The sequence below is a fragment of the Pantoea sp. K16 genome, assembly GCF_048452805.1.
Taxonomy (GTDB): domain Bacteria; phylum Pseudomonadota; class Gammaproteobacteria; order Enterobacterales; family Enterobacteriaceae; genus Pantoea; species Pantoea agglomerans.
On record NZ_JBLWNV010000007.1, the window covers coordinates 94,151 to 116,388 of the forward strand.

General features: G+C 53.0%; 25 protein-coding genes. 8 read left to right on the forward strand and 17 right to left on the reverse strand.

What is annotated here, in order from left to right; genetic code table 11:
• Positions 1-331 precede the first annotated feature (331 nt).
• Positions 332-4,093, forward strand: coding sequence for an NAD(P)-binding protein (locus ACK13D_RS11185; RefSeq protein WP_418796356.1), 3,762 nt, complete (start codon positions 332-334; stop codon positions 4,091-4,093).
• A 13-nt stretch (positions 4,094-4,106) separates the two neighbouring features.
• Here the strand turns inward: ACK13D_RS11185 and ACK13D_RS11190 are convergent, their stop codons facing one another.
• Entirely contained in the window at positions 4,107-4,436 is a 330-nt protein-coding gene (locus tag ACK13D_RS11190; protein ID WP_045140688.1) for a hypothetical protein, read from the reverse strand.
• A 351-nt stretch (positions 4,437-4,787) separates the two neighbouring features.
• On the opposite strand from ACK13D_RS11190, the gene ACK13D_RS11195 reads away from it, so the two are divergent.
• Positions 4,788-6,011, forward strand: a complete 1,224-nt coding sequence (locus ACK13D_RS11195; protein ID WP_010671259.1) for an AI-2E family transporter — start codon at positions 4,788-4,790, stop codon at positions 6,009-6,011.
• A gap of 344 nt (positions 6,012-6,355) precedes the next feature.
• On the opposite strand, the gene ACK13D_RS11200 is transcribed toward ACK13D_RS11195, so the two are convergent.
• The 3 genes from ACK13D_RS11200 to ACK13D_RS11210 all read right to left on the reverse strand — a co-directional run bounded on the left by ACK13D_RS11200 (position 6,356) and on the right by ACK13D_RS11210 (position 7,522).
• Positions 6,356-6,673 (reverse strand): hypothetical protein, encoded by a 318-nt coding sequence (locus tag ACK13D_RS11200; RefSeq protein WP_010259015.1) that lies wholly within the window; start codon positions 6,671-6,673, stop codon positions 6,356-6,358.
• A gap of 138 nt (positions 6,674-6,811) precedes the next feature.
• On the reverse strand, positions 6,812-7,237 hold the full coding sequence (locus ACK13D_RS11205; protein WP_033756851.1) for a DUF4186 domain-containing protein: 426 nt from the start codon (positions 7,235-7,237) through the stop codon (positions 6,812-6,814).
• A 12-nt stretch (positions 7,238-7,249) separates the two neighbouring features.
• Positions 7,250-7,522: a cupin domain-containing protein gene (locus tag ACK13D_RS11210; RefSeq protein WP_010259018.1), complete on the reverse strand. Its 273-nt coding sequence runs from the start codon at positions 7,520-7,522 to the stop codon at positions 7,250-7,252.
• A gap of 171 nt (positions 7,523-7,693) precedes the next feature.
• Between ACK13D_RS11210 and ACK13D_RS11215 the strand changes: the two genes are divergently transcribed.
• Entirely contained in the window at positions 7,694-8,590 is an 897-nt protein-coding gene (locus ACK13D_RS11215; protein ID WP_010259020.1) for a lipid kinase, read from the forward strand.
• A 37-nt stretch (positions 8,591-8,627) separates the two neighbouring features.
• Here the strand turns inward: ACK13D_RS11215 and ACK13D_RS11220 are convergent, their stop codons facing one another.
• The 6 genes from ACK13D_RS11220 to ACK13D_RS11245 form a co-directional block, all read right to left on the reverse strand.
• On the reverse strand, positions 8,628-8,861 hold the full coding sequence (locus ACK13D_RS11220) for a hypothetical protein (RefSeq protein ID WP_010259022.1): 234 nt from the start codon (positions 8,859-8,861) through the stop codon (positions 8,628-8,630).
• Between the two features lie 250 nt (positions 8,862-9,111).
• Positions 9,112-9,567, reverse strand: a complete 456-nt coding sequence (locus ACK13D_RS11225; protein ID WP_010259023.1) for a DUF421 domain-containing protein — start codon at positions 9,565-9,567, stop codon at positions 9,112-9,114.
• Positions 9,568-9,579: 12 nt separating this feature from the next.
• Positions 9,580-10,089, reverse strand: a complete 510-nt coding sequence (locus tag ACK13D_RS11230; protein ID WP_223565618.1) for a hypothetical protein — start codon at positions 10,087-10,089, stop codon at positions 9,580-9,582.
• A gap of 131 nt (positions 10,090-10,220) precedes the next feature.
• Complete coding sequence (locus tag ACK13D_RS11235) at positions 10,221-11,186, reverse strand: magnesium and cobalt transport protein CorA (protein ID WP_010259025.1); 966 nt, start codon at positions 11,184-11,186, stop codon at positions 10,221-10,223.
• Between the two features lie 103 nt (positions 11,187-11,289).
• Entirely contained in the window at positions 11,290-12,309 is a 1,020-nt protein-coding gene (locus tag ACK13D_RS11240) for a DUF481 domain-containing protein (protein ID WP_031593247.1), read from the reverse strand.
• Positions 12,310-12,413: 104 nt separating this feature from the next.
• Complete coding sequence (locus ACK13D_RS11245) at positions 12,414-13,010, reverse strand: DUF1349 domain-containing protein (RefSeq protein ID WP_418796361.1); 597 nt, start codon at positions 13,008-13,010, stop codon at positions 12,414-12,416.
• Positions 13,011-13,365: 355 nt separating this feature from the next.
• On the opposite strand from ACK13D_RS11245, the gene ACK13D_RS11250 reads away from it, so the two are divergent.
• Positions 13,366-13,602, forward strand: coding sequence for a DUF2171 domain-containing protein (locus ACK13D_RS11250; protein WP_003854080.1), 237 nt, complete (start codon positions 13,366-13,368; stop codon positions 13,600-13,602).
• A 172-nt stretch (positions 13,603-13,774) separates the two neighbouring features.
• Here the strand turns inward: ACK13D_RS11250 and ddpX are convergent, their stop codons facing one another.
• Positions 13,775-14,356: a D-alanyl-D-alanine dipeptidase gene (ddpX, locus tag ACK13D_RS11255; protein WP_418796363.1), complete on the reverse strand. Its 582-nt coding sequence runs from the start codon at positions 14,354-14,356 to the stop codon at positions 13,775-13,777.
• 511 nt (positions 14,357-14,867) lie between these two features.
• On the opposite strand from ddpX, the gene ACK13D_RS11260 reads away from it, so the two are divergent.
• Positions 14,868-15,200: a SymE family type I addiction module toxin gene (locus ACK13D_RS11260; protein WP_418796364.1), complete on the forward strand. Its 333-nt coding sequence runs from the start codon at positions 14,868-14,870 to the stop codon at positions 15,198-15,200.
• Positions 15,201-15,506: 306 nt separating this feature from the next.
• On the opposite strand, the gene ACK13D_RS11265 is transcribed toward ACK13D_RS11260, so the two are convergent.
• The gene (locus ACK13D_RS11265; RefSeq protein ID WP_418796366.1) at positions 15,507-15,830 is read right to left on the reverse strand and encodes a hypothetical protein; all 324 of its coding nucleotides are present in this window, start codon (positions 15,828-15,830) and stop codon (positions 15,507-15,509) included.
• 509 nt (positions 15,831-16,339) lie between these two features.
• On the opposite strand from ACK13D_RS11265, the gene ACK13D_RS11270 reads away from it, so the two are divergent.
• The 3 genes from ACK13D_RS11270 (at position 16,340) to ACK13D_RS11280 (ending at position 19,085) form a co-directional block, all read left to right on the forward strand.
• Positions 16,340-16,567, forward strand: a complete 228-nt coding sequence (locus tag ACK13D_RS11270) for a putative hemolysin (RefSeq protein WP_418796442.1) — start codon at positions 16,340-16,342, stop codon at positions 16,565-16,567.
• A gap of 1,266 nt (positions 16,568-17,833) precedes the next feature.
• The gene (locus ACK13D_RS11275; protein WP_418796368.1) at positions 17,834-18,649 is read left to right on the forward strand and encodes a winged helix-turn-helix domain-containing protein; all 816 of its coding nucleotides are present in this window, start codon (positions 17,834-17,836) and stop codon (positions 18,647-18,649) included.
• A complete protein-coding gene (locus ACK13D_RS11280; protein ID WP_418796370.1) occupies positions 18,633-19,085 on the forward strand; it encodes a hypothetical protein in 453 nt (150 codons plus the stop codon). The genes ACK13D_RS11275 and ACK13D_RS11280 overlap by 17 nt, the downstream gene beginning before the upstream one ends.
• Positions 19,086-19,216: 131 nt before the next feature.
• On the opposite strand, the gene ACK13D_RS11285 is transcribed toward ACK13D_RS11280, so the two are convergent.
• From ACK13D_RS11285 to afaD, 5 genes are all read right to left on the reverse strand, one after another.
• On the reverse strand, positions 19,217-19,738 hold the full coding sequence (locus ACK13D_RS11285; RefSeq protein WP_418796371.1) for a hypothetical protein: 522 nt from the start codon (positions 19,736-19,738) through the stop codon (positions 19,217-19,219).
• Positions 19,739-19,937: 199 nt separating this feature from the next.
• Positions 19,938-20,444: a hypothetical protein gene (locus ACK13D_RS11290; protein ID WP_418796372.1), complete on the reverse strand. Its 507-nt coding sequence runs from the start codon at positions 20,442-20,444 to the stop codon at positions 19,938-19,940.
• Between the two features lie 117 nt (positions 20,445-20,561).
• Positions 20,562-21,089 (reverse strand): hypothetical protein, encoded by a 528-nt coding sequence (locus ACK13D_RS11295; protein WP_418796374.1) that lies wholly within the window; start codon positions 21,087-21,089, stop codon positions 20,562-20,564.
• Between the two features lie 72 nt (positions 21,090-21,161).
• Complete coding sequence (locus ACK13D_RS11300; RefSeq protein ID WP_418796376.1) at positions 21,162-21,659, reverse strand: hypothetical protein; 498 nt, start codon at positions 21,657-21,659, stop codon at positions 21,162-21,164.
• Between the two features lie 61 nt (positions 21,660-21,720).
• Positions 21,721-22,167 (reverse strand): AfaD family invasin, encoded by a 447-nt coding sequence (afaD, locus tag ACK13D_RS11305; protein WP_163851303.1) that lies wholly within the window; start codon positions 22,165-22,167, stop codon positions 21,721-21,723.
• Between the last annotated feature and the right edge of the window lie 71 nt (positions 22,168-22,238).

A 22,238-nucleotide genomic window follows, 5' to 3' on the forward strand; every position in this document is an offset into this window, starting at 1 on the left:
TTACCGCTGCGCTTTTTTCTTTTACTTCAATAAATTGCGAACCAAACCTTACTGCCTATACTTTCCAGTAAGGCTTCCGCAAATCCTTTCAACATCCAGAGAAGCCAGCCTTTTTCTGCCGATAGCGTCACTGGCCTATACCTGCTATCTCACTCGTCCACACCGCGACAGGCCCTGATGCCTGCAACTCAGTGTCTGTGGCTTATGGCATGGATCGCCCGTCCGTTCAGAGTGGTCAGATCGATCAGTCTGCAATGCATACCCTGACGCCCTGACCCGTTTCACGACGGCTCGTCAGCGGGAAGCGTGTTGCTTTTTTTCGGGAGATGCCATGACGCCCTTTTCCAGTTTCTGGCAGGCCGGCTACGAAGGTGCCGATCATATCAACCCTGCCGGCCTTGCGCTGTCGATGAACGATCTTAACCAGCATCAGGCGCGTGCAGCAGAGGATTATGCCGCGCTGGCCCCCTTTTCCATTCGCACAGTGCGCGAAAGCGTCGGCTGGCGGTTATGTGAGCACGATGGCCGCTATGACTTCTCGACGGTCGCGGCCCGGATGCAGGCCGCAGAGCAGCAGGGCATTCAGCTGAGCTGGACAATCTGCCACTACGGCTGGCCCGCTGGCGTCAGCCTGTTTGACCACGACTTTGTCAGCCGTTTCGCCGCCTTCTGTGGCGCACTGGCCCGCTTCCTGGCCCCCTGGTATCAGCAGGCGCCGGTCTACTCTCCGATGAATGAGATCTCCTTTGTCAGCTGGGGTATCTCGGTAGGGCTGTTCACCTGTGAGGCGATCCCTGAAGCGGATCGGGCGGATGCCGCCAAGCAGCAGCTGGTGCGCGCTACGCTGGCAGCCTGTGATGCCATCTGGCTGGCCGATCCGCGAGCCCGTCTGCTGCACTGTGATCCACTGATCCATATCGTGCCCGATCCCGCCGATCCGGCCAGCGACGTGCTGGCACGTGAGATGTGTGACACCCAGTATCAGGCATGGGACATGCTGAGCGGCAGGCGCAACCCGGAACTGGGCGGCGCCCCACGCTATCTCGATCTGATTGGCGTGAATTACTACCACGACAATCAGTGGGAGCAGGGATCAAACCGGCGGCTTTACTGGCATCTGGGCGACAGCCGACGCCTGCCGCTGCATCGGATGCTGCAGCAGGTCTGGCAGCGTTATCAGCGGCCACTGCTGCTGGCGGAAACCAGCCACGTCGGCAGCGGACGCGGAAGCTGGATCCTTGAGATCGCCGCGCAGGTTGCGCAGGCGCAACTGGCAGGCGTTGAGCTGCACGGCATCTGCCTCTATCCGATCCTCGATCGTCCCTTATGGGAGGAGACGACTTTCTGGACCCGCAGCGGTTTGTGGGATCTCGATCTGCTGGGGGCCGATCCCTATGCCCGCCAGCTACAGCAGCCTTATGCCGACGCATTACGTCAGGCGCAGCGCTTTTTGCAGCACATCCACTCCTCAAAACACCCCTGTCAGGAGCACCCTATGAAACCACCTGTTCTCATTGTTTTCAGCCATTTACGCTGGGGATTTGTTTTTCAGCGTCCGCAGCAGCTACTGACAAGACTGGCACAGCACTATCGCGTGCTGTTTATCGAAGAGCCGGTCTGGCAGGCGGGGCCACAGGGCCTGCATCAGAGCTCGCCTGCCGCTAACATCACGGTGATCCAGCCGCATACCGACAGCGACGCGCCTGGTTTCCACGACAGCCAGATCGCCCCGCTGCTGCTGTTGCTGACGCCGCTGCTGGAGGAAGATGAACAGCCGCTGATCTGGTTCTATACGCCGATGGCGCTGCCGTTGCTGACCCCTTTTAATCCGTCACTGGTGATTTACGACTGCATGGATGAGCTTTCCGCTTTTCAGAATGCACCGCGCCAGCTGCAGCAGCGCGAATCCGCGCTGATGACCCGCGCCGATCTGGTCTTTACCGGCGGCACCAGCCTCTATGAAGCGAAGCGTGACAAACATCCTCAGGTTTACTGCTTTCCCAGCAGCGTCGATGCTATTCATTTTGAGCAGGCGCGCGATCGCAGCAATCGACATCCGATGCAGGATGCGATTCCGGCACAGCGTCTTGGCTATTACGGCGTGCTGGATGAGCGCATAGACCTGCCGCTGATTGCGGCGCTGGCGGACAGCCACCCCGAGTGGCAGATCATTATGGTCGGCCCGGTGGTAAAAATTGATCCCGCCAGCCTGCCGCAGCGCGACAATATTCACTGGCTCGGACAGCAGCCCTATCAGGCGCTGCCGCAGTTTCTGGCAGGCTGGGATGTCTGTCTGATGCCGTTTGCCATCAATGCCTCGACGCGCTACATCTCACCGACTAAGGTGCTGGAGTATATGGCGGCGCAGCTGCCGATTGTCAGTACCGCGATTATTGACGTAGCGCGGCATTACGCAGAGGAAGTCGCGGTGGCAGAGAGCCACGCGGAATTTATTGCCGCCTGTGAACAGGCAATGGCGATTGGTGCCGCAGAACGGCTGGCGCTGGCGGGACGGATGCAGGCAAAGGTCGATGCCACCTCATGGGATCGCACCGCTGAACAGATTCATGGACTCATCCAGCAGGCGCTGACGCAGCGTCAGCCCGCACTAAGGTCGGCCAGCCAGGGCAGCGCGCAGGCGAATATCACGCCGTTAACCCCATTGATGCTGGAGAGTGAAGCCGTGCCCTGCCTGATTATCGGAGCCGGGCCAACCGGGCTGAGCGCCGGTTATCACTATGGCGAAGGCGCAGTATTGCTGGAGAAAAATGCCACGCCTGGCGGCTGGTGCCGCTCGATTGACGATCAGGGTTTTACCTTCGACTATGCCGGTCACATTATGTTCTCGCAGGATCCCTACGTCTTGCAGCTGTATGAGATGTTGCTGGGCGACAACCTGCACTGGCAGGCGCGTGAAGCCTGGGTCTACAGCGACGGCGTTTATACCCGCTATCCCTTCCAGTCCGCGCTGCACGGCTTGCCGGTCGAGGTGGTAAAAGAGTGCGTGCTGGGCGCTATCGAGGCGCGTTATGGCGAAACGGCCGCCGCCGCTGTGCCACTGGATCGGGCGCGGGCACGGCGGGACTGCTGCGCAGATGGCGCGATCCCCGATGAGGGCAGCAGCACAGGCGTGGTGGAAGGCGAAGAGGATTTCCAGCACTTCATTATGCGCACCTGGGGCAAAGGCATCGCGCGTCACTTTGCCCTGCCCTACAACCAGAAACTGTGGAAGGTGCCGCTGACCGACATGGAAACTTCATGGCTGGGCGGACGCGTACCGCTGCCCGATCTGGCGCAGATCATTGATGGCGCGCTGCAACCGCTGGCGAAACCGGTTGGCCCCAACGCCCGTTTCGGCTATCCGCTGCGCGGTGGCTTCCAGGCGCTGATGTCCGGCTTTTTGCCGCACCTGAAATGTACGCTGGAAACGGACGCTACCCTGACCCGCCTCTACCCGCAGGCGCACGTCGCGCTGCTGGCGGATGGCCGCCACTACCGTTATGAACAATTAATCAGCACCATGCCGCTGCCGGAGCTGATTAAACTGATGGGCGATGAAGTGCCGGAGAGTGTGCAACGGGCGGCGCAGCAGCTGCAGTTTGTCTCGGTGCGCTGCGTTAATCTGGGGATTGGCCGCGCCGACCTGACCGAAAAGCACTGGATTTACTATCCTGGCGATACGCTGTTTCACCGCATCTTTGTGCAGGGCAATGCGAGTCCGCACTGCAACCCGCCGGGCGGTTTCGGCTTAACCTGCGAAATAACCTATAACGCGGCCAATCCGCTGCCGCTGGCGGGGGATGCGCTGATTGAGCGCTGCCGTCAGGATTGCATCAGAGTTGGCATGATCACCGCGGACGATCCGCTGCTCTGTGCCTCAGAGGTCGATATGCCCTACGCCTACGTGGTCTATGACCATGCGCGCAGCGCTAACGTGGCGCTGATCCGCCAGTGGCTGCTGACCCAGGACATTCATCTGTCAGGCCGCTACAGCGAGTGGGAATATTACAACTCGGATCACGCCTTCCTTGCCGGTAAACGCGCCGCCGAAAATGTCCGGCTGCAGCATGTCAGCGAACGGACGCTCGGCTGACCCGGCGCAGTCGCTACGAAAGCCGCTGGCTGCACTTCGCGGCTTTCAGCGACTGCAACTGCGTCAGTCGCCGCTCCGCCTTCTGGCTGGCATTGTATTTCGCAATGCCATTGCCCAGCCCGAAATCCCCGACAAAGCCCAGCACGGTCAGTGCATCGAACTGGCCGGTCTGCTCAATATCACTCTGCACGCTGTGCGCTTTCACCAGCTCCTGATCCAGCGCGCTGCAATTCAGCATCGCCGTCTCTTCCGGGGTGACCGCGGACGCCTGCGGATACTGCTTGGTGGCGCAGCCGGTTAATACCAGCGTCAGCAGCACGATTAAGACGCTCTGTTTACTCATTTTTCATTGCCTGTTTTTTATCCAGTTAATACTGTTATCGGCAGCATCCCCCGGGATCATGAGTCTCTGACCTACCAATAATGGTCGAAACCGCTACGCTAATGTAGGATTCAGCGCGCTGCTGTCAGTTGCAGCGTGTTACCTATAGGAAGTCACGCAGCGAACGCACATTGCCCGTTCATCACTTCTGCCAGACCTTTCAAAGAGTTAGCCAGCATGATGCTGTCATCAGCAGCGTTTAAAAAGCAAAGCCTGACCGATAATCAGTGACGAGGCAGCCGCATAAGCAAAGCCAGACACAGAAAATTCGCGCGTCGGGTTTATCAGAGTTGTTCGAGATGAGGTTTTTCCATGCGTTTTAAAGGATTGAACATCGGGTTTTTCATTTTGATTCTGGCTATTGCCACCCTCGGTTTTTTCGAGGTGCTTTCGCCCTATTTCTCGCCGATTTTATGGGCGGCGATTCTGGCGGTGATTTTCCATCCGCTGAAAACGTATCTGCGGGTCCGAATGGGCGAACGCAATGGCCTGGCCGCGTTGATTACCCTGCTCTGTATCTGTCTGATTGTGTTCACGCCGCTGGCCATTATCGCCTCATCGCTGGTGGTCGAAACCAATGCGGTCTATCACAAACTTCAGACCAACTCGGCGCAGTTCCCGGCGGTCTTCGCCGATCTGTTGCAGCATCTGCCGCGCTGGGCAAAACATTATCTGGCTGAAAATAACCTGGATAACGCCGAACAGATTCAGCAGAAGCTCTCCTCGTTTGCCCTTAAGGGCGGTCAGTATGTGGCAGGCAGCGCCTTTATCATCGGTAAAGGGACGTTCAGCTTCACCGTCGGCTTTGGCGTGATGCTTTATCTGCTGTTCTTCCTGCTGAAAGATGGCTCCTATCTGGTGCATCTGATCCTGGAAGCGCTGCCGCTCTCAACCTACGTGAAGCATCACCTGATGGTGAAGTTTGCGGCCGTGGCGCGCGCGACGGTGAAAGGCACGGTGGTGGTCGGTATTGTTCAGGGTATTCTCGGTGGGCTGGCATTCTGGTTTACCGGTATAGACGGCAGCCTGCTGTGGGGCGCGCTGATGGCCTTCCTCTCCCTTATTCCGGCAGTCGGTTCCGCCATTATCTGGGTGCCTGCGGCGATCTTCTTCTTCGCCACCGGTGCACTGTGGAAAGGGCTGTTCCTGGTGGGCTTCTTCGTGGTGATTGTCGGACTGGTTGATAACATCCTGCGTCCGCTGCTGGTCGGCAAAGACACCAAAATGCCTGACTATCTGATTCTGATCGCCACGCTGGGCGGCATGGAAATCTACGGCATCAACGGTTTTGTTATCGGTCCGGTGATTGCCGCCTTGTTTATCGCCTGCTGGAACCTGCTCTCCGGACGCGATAACCGCGAAAACATCGAAGCCATCGACGAAGAGTTTATCGAAGAAGGTAAGAAACAGTCCGATACCGCGGCAGAGGCTGCGGCTGAAGCGGCGGCGGCCTCCGCCGATGCGGCGGCAGAGACGGAAAGGAAAGTCGCGGCGTTAGCCGCCTCGGAGAAAGAAACAGCGGAAAAGAAAGCGTAATCCGCGTCAGGCAAACCCAGGTTAGTATCGCAGTGAGAGCGAGGCCTGCTCAGGAAACACGGTCAGATCGGAAAGGCGCAAAACCCGCCATCCATGGCATGCTCGGCCCGCGCGATTACGCACCTCATCCCTGAGGTGCGCCCGTAAACGGGCTAACGCTTTGCGTTGTTCAAAAACGCTCCCGGCGTTTTTGTCCCAGGCGCGGGACGCTTTCCTCTTCTGACCGTGTTCCCTGCGCGTTGAGCTTATGCGTTGCTGCCAGGGGCATTACGCGTCGGCTTTATCACCCATAAAAAAACCCACCTTTCGGTGGGTTCTTTTTTTAACCTGAGAACAGCCGCGAATTAGTTAGTCGCTTTGTTTTTCAGATCTTCAGCACCCTGCTTGGTTTTATCCCAGCCTTTCTCAGTGCCTTCTTTGGTTTTGTGCCAGCCTTTCTGCGTACCTTCGGTGATTTTACTGCCGGTGGTATCGCTTTTGCCTTCAGCGGCGTGCTCAGACTTCAGCTTCAGCTCTTTGCCTTCGTTCTGGGTCTGATGCAGTTTTTCCTTCGCGGTATCGGCGCCTTTATGCGCTTCCGCAACGGTGTTGTCTGTGGTGGTAGCAGCAAATACCGGCGAGGCCAGCAAAATAGCAGACAGTGCAATAATTGATTTCTTCATAATTCCCTCTGTATGAATCGTTGCCGTGTAGGTTTTAATCCTGGCATAGTGTTCCCAGGAAAGATTTAAGAATAAACCAGGAATGAAAAAGGGCCAGTTTTCACCAGAAAAAGCCGCCGGTTGTAGCTTTTTCGTCCATTACCAAAGTGCGAGTTGCGGATCATCATCCGGTTTCGGCTGGCTTCGGCTGACGCGAGCAGGCGGTGCAGGCTGCTGCATCTGATGAGTGATCCACTGCAGCAACACCGTCACTATATAGGCCTGCTGCTCAGCGCTCAGCGGCTGGTGCTGTCCGATATTGTGCCACTTACTCAGACAGCCACGACAGCAGGTTGCGGTGGCGTGCTGAGCGATAAACACCGGGTGGCCGCGCATCGGCGTCTGCTTGCCATCATTTTCAGGCTGCGCAGGCGCCAGCCGCTGTGCCACAAACTCAGCGGCGTGCTGGCGCAATACCGGCTCGCCTTTGCTGCTCGCATAATCATATTCCGCGCGTCCCAGACGAAAGCGCTGGCGGAACGGCGAGCGTGACAGCCGGGTAAAAAGATCGTCAGAAACCTTCATGCTGATTGCCAGTCACTCATATTTACGTCCCGCCAGATAGCGTACGCCCTGCGACCCGAACGCCTCACGATGGAGTTCATTTGGCTGCAGATGAAATGTCTCACCGGGATGATAGGTGGTATCGCCTTGTTCGGTACTGATGGTGATGTCACCACTCAGAATCAGTGCCAGTGCTTCAAAGGGATGTACATGATTATCAAGCTGGGCGGCGGCTGCACGCTCAATCAACAGAGGCTCGTCAAAACCCTGTTCGGCTAACAATTTTCTGAATTCGTGTTCTGTCATCGCAACTCCTCAGTGTGGATCTGACCCTTAGCAGTGTAGACGATCTTTATCGCCGCTTATGGCACTCAACAGGTTACGTAAAGTAGCGCAAGCAGGGTTGTTCACCGGTCAGGCCAGTGCTGTACTTGCCGTCTCGTTACAGCCATTTTGACATCGGGATAACGCAAAAGTATGTCTCAACAGGAGAAAACTGCCCTGCTGCTGATTAATCAGCGCTCGCGCAAAGGACGCGCCGAGGCCAGCCGCGCACAGTCGCTGCTGGCTCAGGCCGGGTTCACCCTGCTGCAACCGGCCGGAGATGATACCCGCAGCTACAGCGAATTAATCGCGGCGTATGCCCATCGCGTTGATGCGGTGATCGTCGGCGGTGGCGACGGCACGCTTAATGCGGCCGCGCCAGGACTGATGCAGACCGGCCTGCCGCTGGGCATTTTACCGCTGGGCACCGCCAACGATTTTGCCCGCACGCTGGGCATTCCTGCCAGCCTGGAGTCCGCGATAAAGATTATCGCTGACGGGCAGCTGCGCGCAGTGGACCTGGGTGAGGTGAATCAGCACCTGTTTCTGAACGTCTCCAGCATCGGCTTTTCGGTGGAACTGGCGCGCAACCTCACGGCGGAATCGAAAAAACGCTGGGGAGTGGGCGGTTATGCCCTGGCGGCTTTGCGGGTGCTGCGGCAGAGCCGTCCCTTCAGCGCTACGCTGGTGCATCAGGGCCATCGGACGCCGATCAAAACGGTTCAGGTGTCGGTGGGCAATGGACGGTTTTATGGGGGCGGCATGACAGTGGAACAGCGTGCCGCACCGGACGATGGGTTACTGGATGTCTACAGTCTGGAGCTGCAGCATAGCTGGCAGCTCATTGCGCTGCTGCCCTTTCTGCGGCGCGGCACTCACGGTCGCTGGCGTAACGTGCGGGCATTCAGCGCCACGGAGCTGACGATTGAGACGCGCCGTCCCCATTACATCAATGCAGATGGTGAGATTATCGGTCAGACACCCGCGCATTTTCGCCTGATCGCCAGTGCACTGCGGGTTTATGCACCGGGCGACAGCGCAGCAAAATAGCCCGACGGTGGGCGTGGTAACCGATCGCGGTGAGAAACTAGTGCTGGGTGCTCTTTTTTTCAGCGTAGTCGATGTGTTCGGAAAGATTGGCGACCAGCTTTTTCGCCATTTCGAGGGTCAGACCCAGAAACAGGGTCTCCTGCGGGCCCTTTTCACGCGGGGCATTGGGATCGATATAACCGAATTTCACTACCAGTGCCTGATGGGTATTCAGGGGACCAATATGCCAGCCGGTAACCGGGTAGAAGGTAAATCGCGTAAATTCATTCATTTAATCCTGACTGTAAAAGCATAACGCTGATTGATAGTCAGGCCAGCTCTGATGATAAAGCATGAGTGGAATACTCAGTCTGAACGAAATCGACAGGATTACAAGGGAAGCGGCATAACAAGCGCAGCGTGACGCAATGAGGATCTGTAATGCATCCAGGGCCTGCTGCAGCAAGGGGATGAGGATATCTCAGGCGTGTGTAACCTGCGCGGCTCCGGCACGGGCGCTCTCCTGTCAGGGCGAACGCCCCTCAGGACTCTTTATCGGCTCGGGGAATAATCGAGATATGCCCGTTAACCTCCAGCACCGCATATTTAATCTGATCAAATCGCTCCAGACCCTGCCCGGAGCGCGCCGCTTCCAGCACATCATCAGGACTGATGCCGGTCATCTTCATGCGGTCAGTCAGCAGATTACCATTCTCGACCAGGATCACCGGGCCACCATCGATCACCTGCTCTACCACCGGAAAGCGGCTTTTCAGTTTGCCCAGCACGATATCAATCGTGACCAGCGTGATAATAGTCAGCGCCGCGCCGGTCACCGAAAAATCGTCGCCCAGCAGCGCCTGCTGAGTTGCTTCACTGATGATCAACAGCAGAATCAGATCGAAAGAGGTCATCTGCAACAGAGTGCGTCTGCCGGCAATTTTAAACACGACCATCAGCACCAGGTAGATCGCTGCGGCACGTAATACCGTTTCCATAAAGCGCCTCTGTCAGGGATAAATCCATTGGGTAAAACGGGCCGGAGCATGGCCGTCACCGTGAATAGTGACGTGAATGCGGCCCGCATTGCGCGGCTGCAGGCCAAGCCAGATCGCGTGATCCGGTCCGGTGTTGCGGGCCGAAAAGGTCAGCCGCAGATCGCTGCCAATCGTCACCGCCTCCAGCGGTTGAGGCTGCAGCGTCTGGATTTGCAGGTTATCCAGGGCGCCACCGCCAATCGTAACGGTAAAGCGATCGGTTACCGGTGCGTTGTAGCGAATGCGCATATCCATATTGCTCTCAACCCGGCCAAACCGTTCATACTCCACCTGGATGGTCCCGTCCGGCGAGCGGGCGCTGCCGTTACTCAGCACGCCTTTGGAAAAGAGTCCGCACGCACCCAGAATCACCAGCGCAATCAGGACGTATTCACCGATACGCTGAATCAGCCATTCACGGCGTACCCAGCGGAGGTTTTCCTGAATCGGTACTGCCTGACCGCTGCTATCCTCTTTTTTCACCGTGACCTCACACACTGTTGGCTCAGGAACAAAAACTGCACGCTGCGTTAAGCATAGCCAGACAGTATCGGTTCACTATCTGGCGGGTCGTGACCTTTTCAGCGGGACAATCTGGCACCGCATCCTGCCGTTTACAGCCAGCCGGAGCGACGTAGTTTGGCCCACAGCCCGCCGCAGGCCAGCAGGGTCAGCCCAACCGCCAGCGGATAGCCATACAGCGACTTCAGCTCCGGCATATGCTCGAAGTTCATGCCATACATACTGAAGACTACGGTCGGGATCACCAGGATCGCACCCCAGCCTGCCAGCTTTTTCACCACTTCATTCTGCTGCACCGTCACCAGCGCCAGATTGACCTGCATGGCGCTGGTCAGCATTTCGCGCATATCTTCCGCGTCGGTGACGACATGGCGGGCGTGATCCTGCACGTCGCGGATGTAGGCGCGCAGCGGACGCGGGATCAGATCTTCATGCAGATGGATCAGCTGATTGCAGATCTCCTCCACGGGCAGCGCCGCATTGCGCAGTTTCAGCAGATGACGCCGCACGGTGTAGACCGACTGCACCGACTTGCGATCAAATTCACTGGTGAAGAGATCGTTCTCCATCTGTCCGACCCGTTCATTCAGCGAGGTAGAGAGCTCAGCATAGCGATCAACAATAAAATCGAGCAGGCAGTAGAGCGGATAAGCGGGGCCAAACTTCAGCAGCGCCGGGTTTTCAGCCGCCCGCTGCCGCACCGGGGTGTAGCTTTCAGAGGCGCCGTGACGGATGCTGATCAGGAAGTTTTTTCCGACAAAAAGATGCGTTTCGCCCAGTTCGCAGCTGTCATCCTTAGCGCACACCGTTTTCACTACGATAAACAGCGATTCGCCATAGTGTTCGATTTTAGGTCGCTGATGGGCATTGAGTGCATCCTCAACCGCCAGTTCATGAAGGCCGAACTCCTCTTTAATCTTCGCCATAAACTCAGCGTCTGGCTGCCACAATCCGAGCCAGATAAACGCCTCCGGCTCTTTGATCACTTCACTGATATCATCGACTTCGACCTCTTCGCCCGCGCATCCCGGACGATACACCCTGCTGCTTACGATCATCTTCTGCTTTCCCGTTGTGACAATACATGCAGCTTAGCCAATCCCGCGCCTGTAACCGGATAAAAACCGTAAGGATTTGCTGCGACGCTGTTCGATCAGCGGCTTACCACTTCAGCCCCAATCCGGTAGAGAAAATGCCTTCGTTCAGGGTATCCGGTATGCCGCTGACCAGATTACGGTGATAGCCAACGTGCAGCGTTGACCACGAAGTCAGGCTGTAGCGCAGGCCGACTTCGGCATCCAGCATAAATACGCCGTCATCATCCAGCGAATGGCCGACATCGCCATTGCTGTAAAGCGTGACCGACTTGCCCAGCAGATAGCGCTGATAGTTCCAGCGCAGCGAGCCGCCAAAGTGCCGCTCTTCCCGGTCATCGCTGTAGCCATACTCAAAGGCACCGCCCAGCACCGAGAGTGAGAACGCGCTGAGTTCGGTGTCCCACAACTGATAACCAGGCCCGGTGCCGATCAGCGCCTGACGTGACAGATTCTCCACCCAGTCGCGCTTGTAGGTGGCACGGGTCTGCCAGAAGAACTGCTCTCTGACCAGATAGTCAAAGGCGTAGCGCAGGCTGTAGTTATCGGTATTGATGTCCTTGTTTTCCTGCTCGCGATTGTAGGTCGCGCCGATATCGTGACGCCATTTTCCCTGGTTCAGTTTCGTGTTAAGCGCGAAGCTGTAGTCGTCAGTTTTGGTCGAGGCTTTTTTGACCTTCACGCCCGCATCGATGTTGCCGGTCCAGGCGAGCTGATCGCTGCGGACTTTGGCTTTCATAAACTCATCAATGCGTCGCAGCGAGACCTGCTGCTCCTGCTCGTTGCGTTCCACCCAGACATAGCCGGGATCGGATGAGGAGAGCCGCACCTGATAATGTTCGCCGGTCTTTTTGTTTTCGACATTCACCGGATTCTCGCTGGCGAGCGTACTGACCGCACTCCAGTCCAGCGTGACGGTACCGGCGTAGTGTGTCTCTATCGCCAGCTTGCCGTCGCTGAGATAACGAATCGTGCCGGTCAGCCGATCGCCATTATTCAGCCAGACGGTATCGGCAGTGGCCTGCTGTGCCCATCCGGCGCAGCAACTGATGACCAGCAGCGGGATAAACGAGGTGGCGCAACGCATAGCTTTCCCTGTAAAGGCGTCGTTTTGCACGGGCGACGCGTCACCGCAAATTCTGACCTGACAATTAAGCCGATTCTGCGACGATATGCAATGCGCCGCCTGGTTCAGGAGAGATCGTGCAGTGCTTTGCCGAGCGGTGGAGTAATAGCGAAGTCCGTAAAACTCATCGCCAGCCCTTCACGTTCAGGCGAGCAGCCCATCACTCCGACAAACCGCCGTGCCTGACCGGGCCACGGGCAGAGCCGTAACAGCGGCCAGCTCACGCCGTCGGTGGAGTACTGAATTCTTAAGGCTGCGTTTTCAAGCGTGGCGCGCAGCCAGAACTGGCGCGCATCGCCGGGAAACACACCGGTAGACCAGTCGGAAAACTCGCGCGTCACCACGCTGCCAATGGCGGGCTGATCGTCGTTAAACTCAATGCCCGCTTTAACCCAGTGCGTTTCGTTATCCTGAATAAACAGCCCGGCCTGATCGTAGAGCTGACTGAAATCCGCCCTCACCTGCACCTGAACGGTAAAGTCGTTTTCCACCAAGAAGCCAAAAGCATGGCCGCTGTGCCGTTCGAAGCCATACCAGGTACGCTGCCAGAAATCGCTGTTCAGCGCGGTTTCGAACCTCAGCGTATCGCCATCCAGACTGTGTACCGGCGGCTGATTAATCCAGACGCCACCTTCAGTGGTAATGGAACTGACTGTTGTCATAGGCACTCCTTTGGGTAAGTTAAATCGCCCGCGTGCTGGCCGATCTGCGGTGTGGCGATTGACCTGATTATCATAGCGTTGATTGGTGAACGGGCGGCAGACGATTGCGGCATATCTGATGGTGTCGATGTGGCAGGCAGTGAGGTCAGCAGACCCGTGGCTGCAGACACTCCGGCTCTGTTTGCGGTTTCGCTTATATGCCCTTTATTCTCCTGCCGGCAATAAATAACAACGACCAGGTCCAGCTCACTGAACTATTTCATTTTGTTAATCCCCTGGCGAAAACAGCATTTAACAACCAGGCTTGTTTTGTCTGAGGGCAACTGAACTCATTAAATATAAGGATTAAGCCACCATGGTAGATAAATCAGAGATTTTAGATCACGCGCAGGTTGTTGATGTGAATGGCGAACATGTCGGTATTGTCGACCACTTCGAAGGCGACGACAAAATTAAGCTGGCGAAAAGCGATCCTGAAGCGGGCGGCAAACACCACATTATTCCATTCAGCTGGGTGAAAGAAGTTGATGATAATAAAGTCATCCTTTCTAAAGCCAAAGCGGATGTTGAAAGTGAGTGGCAGTCTGCATAAAAAATTAGCCGTGGCGCCCGCCACGGCTTATTTAATTTATTCTGTTAAGTAACTCCTGCGTCCTGCCCTGCCCATTCTTTATCTATTACTGCTTTATATTTCACCATGCTTAAACGACCTGGCGATAACAGACCTGGACATTGACTGCCCTGATTCCGCCCGCCGGAAACCGTCACAGACTGATATTTTCAGCCAGCGGTGCGGAATAACAGCCGAATACGCCGTCTATCAGCAGGTAACTTTCGGAACCAGGCAATTCAAAATGCCACCATTCGGTTGCGATGCCGGTAAAGCCGCCGCCCAGCATGATGGCATTGAGCATCAGCCGGTTGCGCTGCGCCTGAACCGCCACATCAGGATGATAAGGATGGGAGTGCTCACTCATCTCATCGAAGCCGGTACCCATATCCACGATTTCGCCACGCTCGTCTATCAGCGTAACGTCTACCGCCGTGCCGCGGCTGTGGTTTGATCCGCGCGTCAGCGGTGCGACATAGTCCTGATTCGGGCAGGCACTCCACAGAATTGCCTGCGCTTCGGGTGGCCGGTATGCGTCGAGGATCAGCAGCGTATAGCCCGCAACGTTTGCAATTTCGAAGCTTTTTGCCAGTGCTTTAGCCGCATCAACGTGCAGCAGACAGCGCGGGTCTTTGTAAATCGGCTGGCCGGTCAGGTTATCGGCGGTGGCATATTTGAGATCGATCGCTAACTGAGGAAATACCTCAGCAATATCTGTCAGATTTTTACTTTCCATGATGGGGTGCTCCCTGTTTTTATGCCCGGTGGCGGGTGGTGGTGAACGGAGGTTATGAAGCAGTCATCATGGCATTGCGGCGGAAGGAAAAAAAGGTGTGACGATGATCTGTGCTGTAGCGTGGTATGGGATTTTTTTATCCGGGATACTGGGTGGCAGCGTTTATGGTTTCAGTAATCGTTATGGGCGCGATAAAAATTTCGCTGACGTCAGGATTTACAGCGATTTATAAACAAGCGTGACCAGGTGAAAACTATTATTTTATTTCCACTAAAAAATCATTTATCTGTTTTATGCTGCCTGGTAGCATTGCAGTTAATTACTTTATTTTGAGATCTGCGCCGCAAGTATTAGCATTTAAATTGAGAGCAGCCTCGCTGATTTTCATTGATTTTCATCTGGACTTTATTCGTATTAGTTGATTATATGTACAGGTATTTAGCGCGATACAGAGGTGTTGGAGCACCCCTGTATCGCTAATCACAACCACTATTGAACGAGAATAGAGATCATGACTGATTCAGAGTGTAATGCAGTTGGTTTAAATTCAGAAGCCCCTTCCGTTACCCAGCGCAAATTAACGGTGAGTTATGCCAGCCGGTATCCCAGTTACGCGCGTATTCCGTCGATTATCATGAAAGGCCAGTGGCTGGCTACCGCCGGATTTACCACTGGCACCGAAGTAGAAGTAAATGTCACGGCGGGCCGTATTGTGCTGACCGTGAAACCACCAGAGCCGGTCAATGAGCAGCTGGTTAACGCGTTAGCGCAGCTGAATAAGCTGCCCGCCAGGAAACAGAAGCAGGTTCTGGCTTTGTCGGGTGTGGTTACGGGCCAGATTTAATTTCTGCTGAAGAGATGCCGCTTCTGGTTGGGGAGCGGCAGATTAGTATTGCTGGCAATGATCATCCGAGTTTCTATATTTAAAGGATTTTTTTCCCCGCCAGCGTAGCGCTCCCCTGTTTTAATCGCATTTTATGATGAGAGGACAGATAACCTACAGATTTGAGTTATTTCTGGAGAATGCTTAAATGGTTATTATCAGGTCGCTATCGCAAAATAAAGATTATCTATTTACCCACTATGTTTTTGTAAGAATCGTACTACTATAAATGAGGGCAAAAATCCGGCAATTAACAATCGACAAAAATCAGCGCTTACATCCTCTGGTGAATTTATATGATTTCCATGCTAATTTCAGAGGCGTAACAAAATAGACCACAAGGAATGCAAACGTCAGAACAACAATATATGGAATGGCATTTGAAGCATCTGCATTGAAAATGCCATCCAGTCCAATAAGCATCAAAATAATAAGAGCAATAACGCCGCCCCAGAAGCGTTTACTTAGATCAATCACGAGGCTCTGAAGTGTATCTTTTTTTGACTCGTCTTTTTTTATAATACTTTTGAGTTTACCGATCTCTTTAGCAGAGAAGCCATTATTATAGAGTTCTTTCTCAAATTCGTTCATCTGATTTATCCTGAATGACGTTGCGATACGAGCGAAATATAGCACAGTGAACCCGGCCCATGCTAACCCACCTCTTTACGTAGCCGACACCGGTACCGCCCGATGAAATTGTCTAGGCTACTGTCATTGCTGTGGTATAACCCGTTAATCCCGCGATGGCTGCCCCTCCTTAAGTGCTCTATCAATGCGCCTGTTACAGCTGACGAATAAGCGGCCAGCAATGCAGCCGCTGAAGAATCACCTGTAGCCGGTTGATGGGGCCAACGCAGCTCTGGCTGTAACCTGATGAGATGCGATCCCAAAGGTAAGGGATAGAGGTGATGCACCTAATGAACACGATGTATGTATAAATCCACACTAACTGGCGGGATTAAGCCCAGGTTATGATCTGATTTCAATGACTACTCCCGATCACAACAGGCGGTTAATTAAACAGAAACACCAGCGCGAGATGAAGCAGCGTGGATATAACGATTAACCCTCATCAATCTCTTCAGATAAGGTTAAAAATGAAAGCAATTACAATCGCAGCGACCACTTTATTACTCACAGCCTGTGGATCCCATAATGATAGACAACACGCTGTGGGCATGGCTAACCCAGCCTCTGTGCATTGTGAAAAGAGGGGTGGCAAGCTGGAGATAGTTAAGGACCCGGATGGTGAATCAGGTTACTGTACTCTGCCAGGCGGGGAGCGCATCGAGGAGTGGGCTCTGTACAGAAGGGATAACCAGTAGGCTCGCTGGCCGGAAGGGATATCAGGGCAGCTATCAAGGAGCCGTATGAATGGGACGTGATTTTATGAACGGAGGATTGCCAGCATACGGCCGCATTGATGTTCCTGATTTCACAAAGTGTTTAGTGCGATGAAAATACTGATATTTATTATAATCTTCTCCGCAACCTGGTTTCTCATACCTGAAGGCATAATCAGATTCCTGGTAGAAGGCCACATTAGCGGTGATGGTGAAGGCGCTATGGATAGTTTCGAATTCACAGTGATTACACTTAAGGCAGTGCTTTCTGCTCTGCTGGCCTTTATCGGTGGCTGGCTATATCGCAAAGCTAACCAACGATAACGAAGCGACAGTTGATGTGGTTAAAAGCAGACGACATTTTCGATGCACACGCTGCCTGACCCGCTGCCTTTTTCATATGCGGATGCATCATCATGTTCACTTAGGGTTAATGCATCCTGTGGGCAGCAAGATTGTGCCACTCAAACATAGCAGACCTGAAGTTGCAGCAGATTGACCTGCAGCGGAAGGTAGTCTGGATATACCCCGCAGGCCAGGCTGAAACTGTAGCTGTATAGGATGTGGCAGGTCTTCTTAACATGAAGCGGCTTTTACAGGTAATGAAGGGAAGCTGAGAGTAATCGCGCGACCGGACTGAATACCATAATTCAGGGAGTGCTTCGCCTGTGCTGTGACGTTGCTCAGAACCCTTCGTCCCCCAGCAACGTACACTTTACGACATCGATCTCATCGGTAATTTTCTGCACAGAGTACCCCACCCTGTTGAGGCCATTTCGGAATGACTCCAACGGCTATACACGTTCTTTATCAAAGTCACGCGCGTCTTCCTTTCTGTGAGTCATGACAAGCTCCCCCTGAAGCTGGCTTTGACGTTTAGCAATAACCCCTCAGCTCAACGTTCATGCTTAAGAAGCAGCCGGTAAAATGTTCTAAAAATAGATAACTGAACAGTACACAGCCGTAAAAATCGAGCCAGAAAGGCCAGCAGAAATGGAGAGTTAAGTAATAACTTGCGAGATTAATTTTGTTAGCACGATCATAATATTTCACCTTAACGCATTATTAATACAGATAATTTTGTTACATACTTAATAACTGTATGAATAGCACCCTACTCTCCTATAAGGTAATATACCGTTAAAGAAAATAGGCCAGTCTCTCTTCCTGAACGCGATACAGAAATCACTGTCAGCCGATGCAGGATGCACTCAAATATAAAACCACGCTTCACACGCCGGAAGAGAAATGAAATATACGATTAATAACATGGTTGATTACAATGCTTCAGACGGCACCCTGTTCAGCCCGGAAAACACCATTGACACCATTTCCCTGAACCGTATGTGTAATGAATTGCTGCTGCTGTTCGTTACACATTGTGGCACGCCGTTGAGCAGAGATTTTATTCTGAATGAAATATGGGAAAAGCGCGGCCTTAGCGCATCAAGCAACAACCTGAACAACTACGTCTCAATGCTGCGCAAAGCACTTGCTCAGTGTGGATGCTCTGACCTCATCACCACCATTCCTAAACACGGTTTTTTATTCGATGCCGTTATTACCGGTACGCCACTGCCCGATTTACTGGCTGACAAATTATCTGCACCGGTGAAAGATGATGCAGAATCAATCACTGTGACTGTTCCGTCCGCAGTCATCCCCCACAGGTCTAAAACATCTTCTTTCAGGCGGATGTCTGGCATGCTGATAGCCGTGGCTGCAGGCGGGCTGGTTGCTTATGGTGTGCTTGATGCTTACAGACTGCATAAACTGAGAAGTGAAATATTTCGCACGCAGGAATGTCGTTTTTATGCAACGGATGACCTGACGCGAAGAATGGATAAAACCAGCCTTCTGAGCAGGATAAGCAGCATTGCCGAGCGTGAGAAAATAGACTGTACACTGCAGACAAATGTCTACTATGCCGCCGACCAGATCAGAGACGTCTCAGGCCAGTTTAATACACGTGAACTGCTGAGCTACTGCGCTTATAACAGCAGTGCGCCGTGCGAAAATTACACCTATATAAGAAGTGAAAGCGGCGATGAAATTCAAAAATAAAATCCTGCTTATTGGTGCGCTTTCAGCTCTGTCGGTGGCAACCGTGCTGGCCTGGCAGACGTATCTGCGACAGGCCATGAGTTTTGACTGCCGTGGTCGTCTGCATACCGATATCGTTAATGGCGCATGTCGCAGCAAAAGCGCCGCAGATATTTTTATCTCTTTCAATCCGCAGGGAGAAGGTTTTATTCTGGCCGCCGGCAGCTGGTCATGCGAAAACAGTCAGCCAGTAAAGGTGGATGCGCTGGCCAAATTCACCTATAAGCGTGAGGGAGATTTCTATACTATGCGAGTGCAGAGTTCATATCCGGGCATTGAAGCCCTGTTCAGCCCGCTGAAGTACAAAGATATAAAAATGAAAATCACCGCGCTTAATTCAGGCGATTACCGTCTCTCGTTACCTAACGAAACGCTGATGGTCTGTACCGAAGATTAAATGCTGGAGCCTGTCATACAGGCCCGGCTTTGAACAAATTCCTGAGATAAAAAAGCCCGGCTCTGAAGCCGGGCTTTTGCATTTATTACAACCGCTGAGTCAGAAGCCGGGACGGGTGTCCCGGTCCGTTATCAGATGTTATAGACGGCTGCGTTCAGTACAAACGGATAAGAATCCGCTTTAACTGTCTGCTCACCATATGAACTGATAACACCCTTCAGTTCCTGGGTTTCGGCGGTTGATACCAGCCATTTCGCGCCCTGCTGCGTCACTGTTTCAGTACCGTCTTCGCCACTGGCATTCAGTACGACATCGAAAGCGTTGCCCACATCAGACTTCAGGTTAGCACTGACGACGTCAGTCCCGACACCCGCTACCGGAATGTGGTTAGTACCAAACGAAATAGCCAGACGCAGGCCATCAGGATTTTTGGTGGTCACAGCCCAGTCACCCACCTGAGTACTGGCGGCAAGCTCACCCGCAGGCATGGATTTAAAACCGGACATTGTGAATTCAATGCGATCGGTTGGTGCACCGAATACAATGGTGTCCTTATCGCTGATAATGTCGGTAACCGTTGCGGCAGTTGCAGTCGCGGCGAAGCCAGTCAGAGCGGCCAGCAGGGTGATACGGGTGATTTTAGAGATATTCATAATTAACTTTCCTTATTTAGAAAAATAATAGCACTACTAATTCGAAGATTACATTATTTAATAACCAATCAAATAAAAAGAGATGCCAGAATTACACAACAAACCATTACCAGATACCAATAACAACCTCGCCCCAAAACTTAATGTTAACAAACAAAAAACCACCTTATTTACTGGGAAAGACTTGTTATTGAAAACACTATTGTTGATATAGAGCAGCACGCATAGTTACGAGGTATACTCCGGGAGCCATACTAGATTGCTGCCGCAAAAAATAACCACGTCTATTATTACCATTTAATATCCATGGCGAACCGTTAATCTCCTTAACACTTGTGCCCCCATGATTATTACTATCATAATAAGCAATGAAAGCAGAAGAATCACCATTCTCATTCTTGAGTATGCCCGTTAAACCGTACTGATAATATCCTTTTGCTTCATGTTCAGGTGCCAAAGTAACTGCTAATTCCCCCATAATACTTGATGTACTTGCAATGAAATAACCTAAATATGCCTCGCCCCCCGATCCTGTTTCTTTAAGATTTTTATAGCCTGTTACGCGCAGTGTCACTTTCTCAGCTCTTGCACCGATAATCACTGTATCGGTATCATAAACTTCGGATTCAATGCTAGCAGCATGACAATTCATAGCTGCGAAAAATAACGACGCTACTACTGTACTGCGTTTAATATCTATATCCACCCCAGGCCCTTACATCTCTGATGCTTATTTTCAGCCATCTATTTTAAAAGGATAAATATGCCGACTGAAAAAACAAGCCAGTATTATCATTTATACCGTAATGCAACACGACATTAGTTACGGCAGATACAGCGCAGCCCGCAGCGTCACCGGATAGACACCTGGATTAAGGTTATTCACGCCGTTTGTAACCAAAGTGCCATTTACAGACTTATTCGCAACTGGTGAAACCAGCCAGTCGGTTCCGCCGGTATTGATAACCGTTGCCGAAGCCAGTTTTAAATAAGTACTGATAGATTGCCCGCTCTCATTATCAATGCGGCCGGTCAGCAGTCCCGAAATAACCTGAGCATTGTGTTCCGGGCCATAGGATACCGCAATCTGACCAACGGTATCATTGGTGCTAGCCGCAAACGTTCCCAGTTGCGTTCCTGCAGGCGCATTTGACTGCGAGTTCATGTATTTAAAGCCTGTCACTTTGAGCGTAACTTTCTCTGCAGTGGCACCCACCACAATGGTGTCGGAATCCGTAACTTCAAAATCCAGACTTTCTGCCTGTGCGCCCGCTGCTGCCATCAGTAATGCTATCGCTGCTACACTGCGGGTAAATAATGAATTCATCTTTCTTTCCTTAATTAAATACAAGTTGATGCATTTTATGCGGATAATACTTCATTTAAATCGTAGCGTTAAAAGAGCATAAATATGGAAGCGCATTTATTGCTGGTAAAGTGCCGCGCGCAAACCAATATTATAAGTTCCGGGCATAATATTTTGGCGTGGATCATGTTTGTTCACGCCCCCTGAAACGGTCGTGCTCGAAGGAATAGCCCACTCCTCCCCATTAATATTATTAACTACACGAGCTCCATCAATGTAAATTTGAAATGGATCACCAGCTTCGTTTTTAATTTTCCCCATGATAAGATAAGCACCAGTGCCAGTGTTATAAACTGAAGGTTCATGTTCCGGCGCTAAGGTATAAACCAGCTGACCGAGGCTGCTTGTCGTGCTGACATAGAAACTACCAAGTAAACTTTCACTTCCTTTCAGGTTTTTATAACCCGTTACCCGAAGCGTCACTTTTTCAGACGCGGCACCGATGACCACGTTATCCGTGGCTGACACTTCTGATTCCACGCTGGCGGCATAACTGCCGGTTGCCGCGCAAAGTAACAGCGCGGAAAGTGTATTTCGGATTAATAATGGCTTCATTCATTTTCCCCTTTCTTTATTGGAAATCCGCGCCCATTTTTAATGAGGCGAATGTTGATATTCAGGGTGTTATCACACCCGCTTTTAACGCTACCTGATACTGGTCGGCTGCCACCTTCTGATTGCCATCGACCACCACACTAAAGAACAGCGTTTCATCGCCACTGCGTATAATGATGCCGTTCCCTTTTTCACTATCCGGCCGGGCCTGCTTCTGCTCGAGCCTGACGCGTAGCTGACGCTGTGGGTCCTGCCGTCCCTGCAGGATGAAATGCCCCGGCACCACACCCGACAGCGGCTGCTCGCTCCAGACCCGGAAGCCGCTATGAGCGTCCCGATGCATAATCCGCCCCTTACCCAGCGTGAACCCGTCCTGCAGCTGTCCGGAAACCGGCCCCGCAGTTGCCCGGAACGTCAGATCGGGGGCGCTAGCTGCGTGCGTAAAACTGCTCATCATCACGCCAGCCATCAACAACGCCTGCGCCAGGTATTTTTTGTTTATCAGCATGGTGGTTTCCTCTGCCTGCCTTCTGTTGCCGGCAGCGGAGACAGCGCTCCGTCCGGTTTTCCATCGTGTAA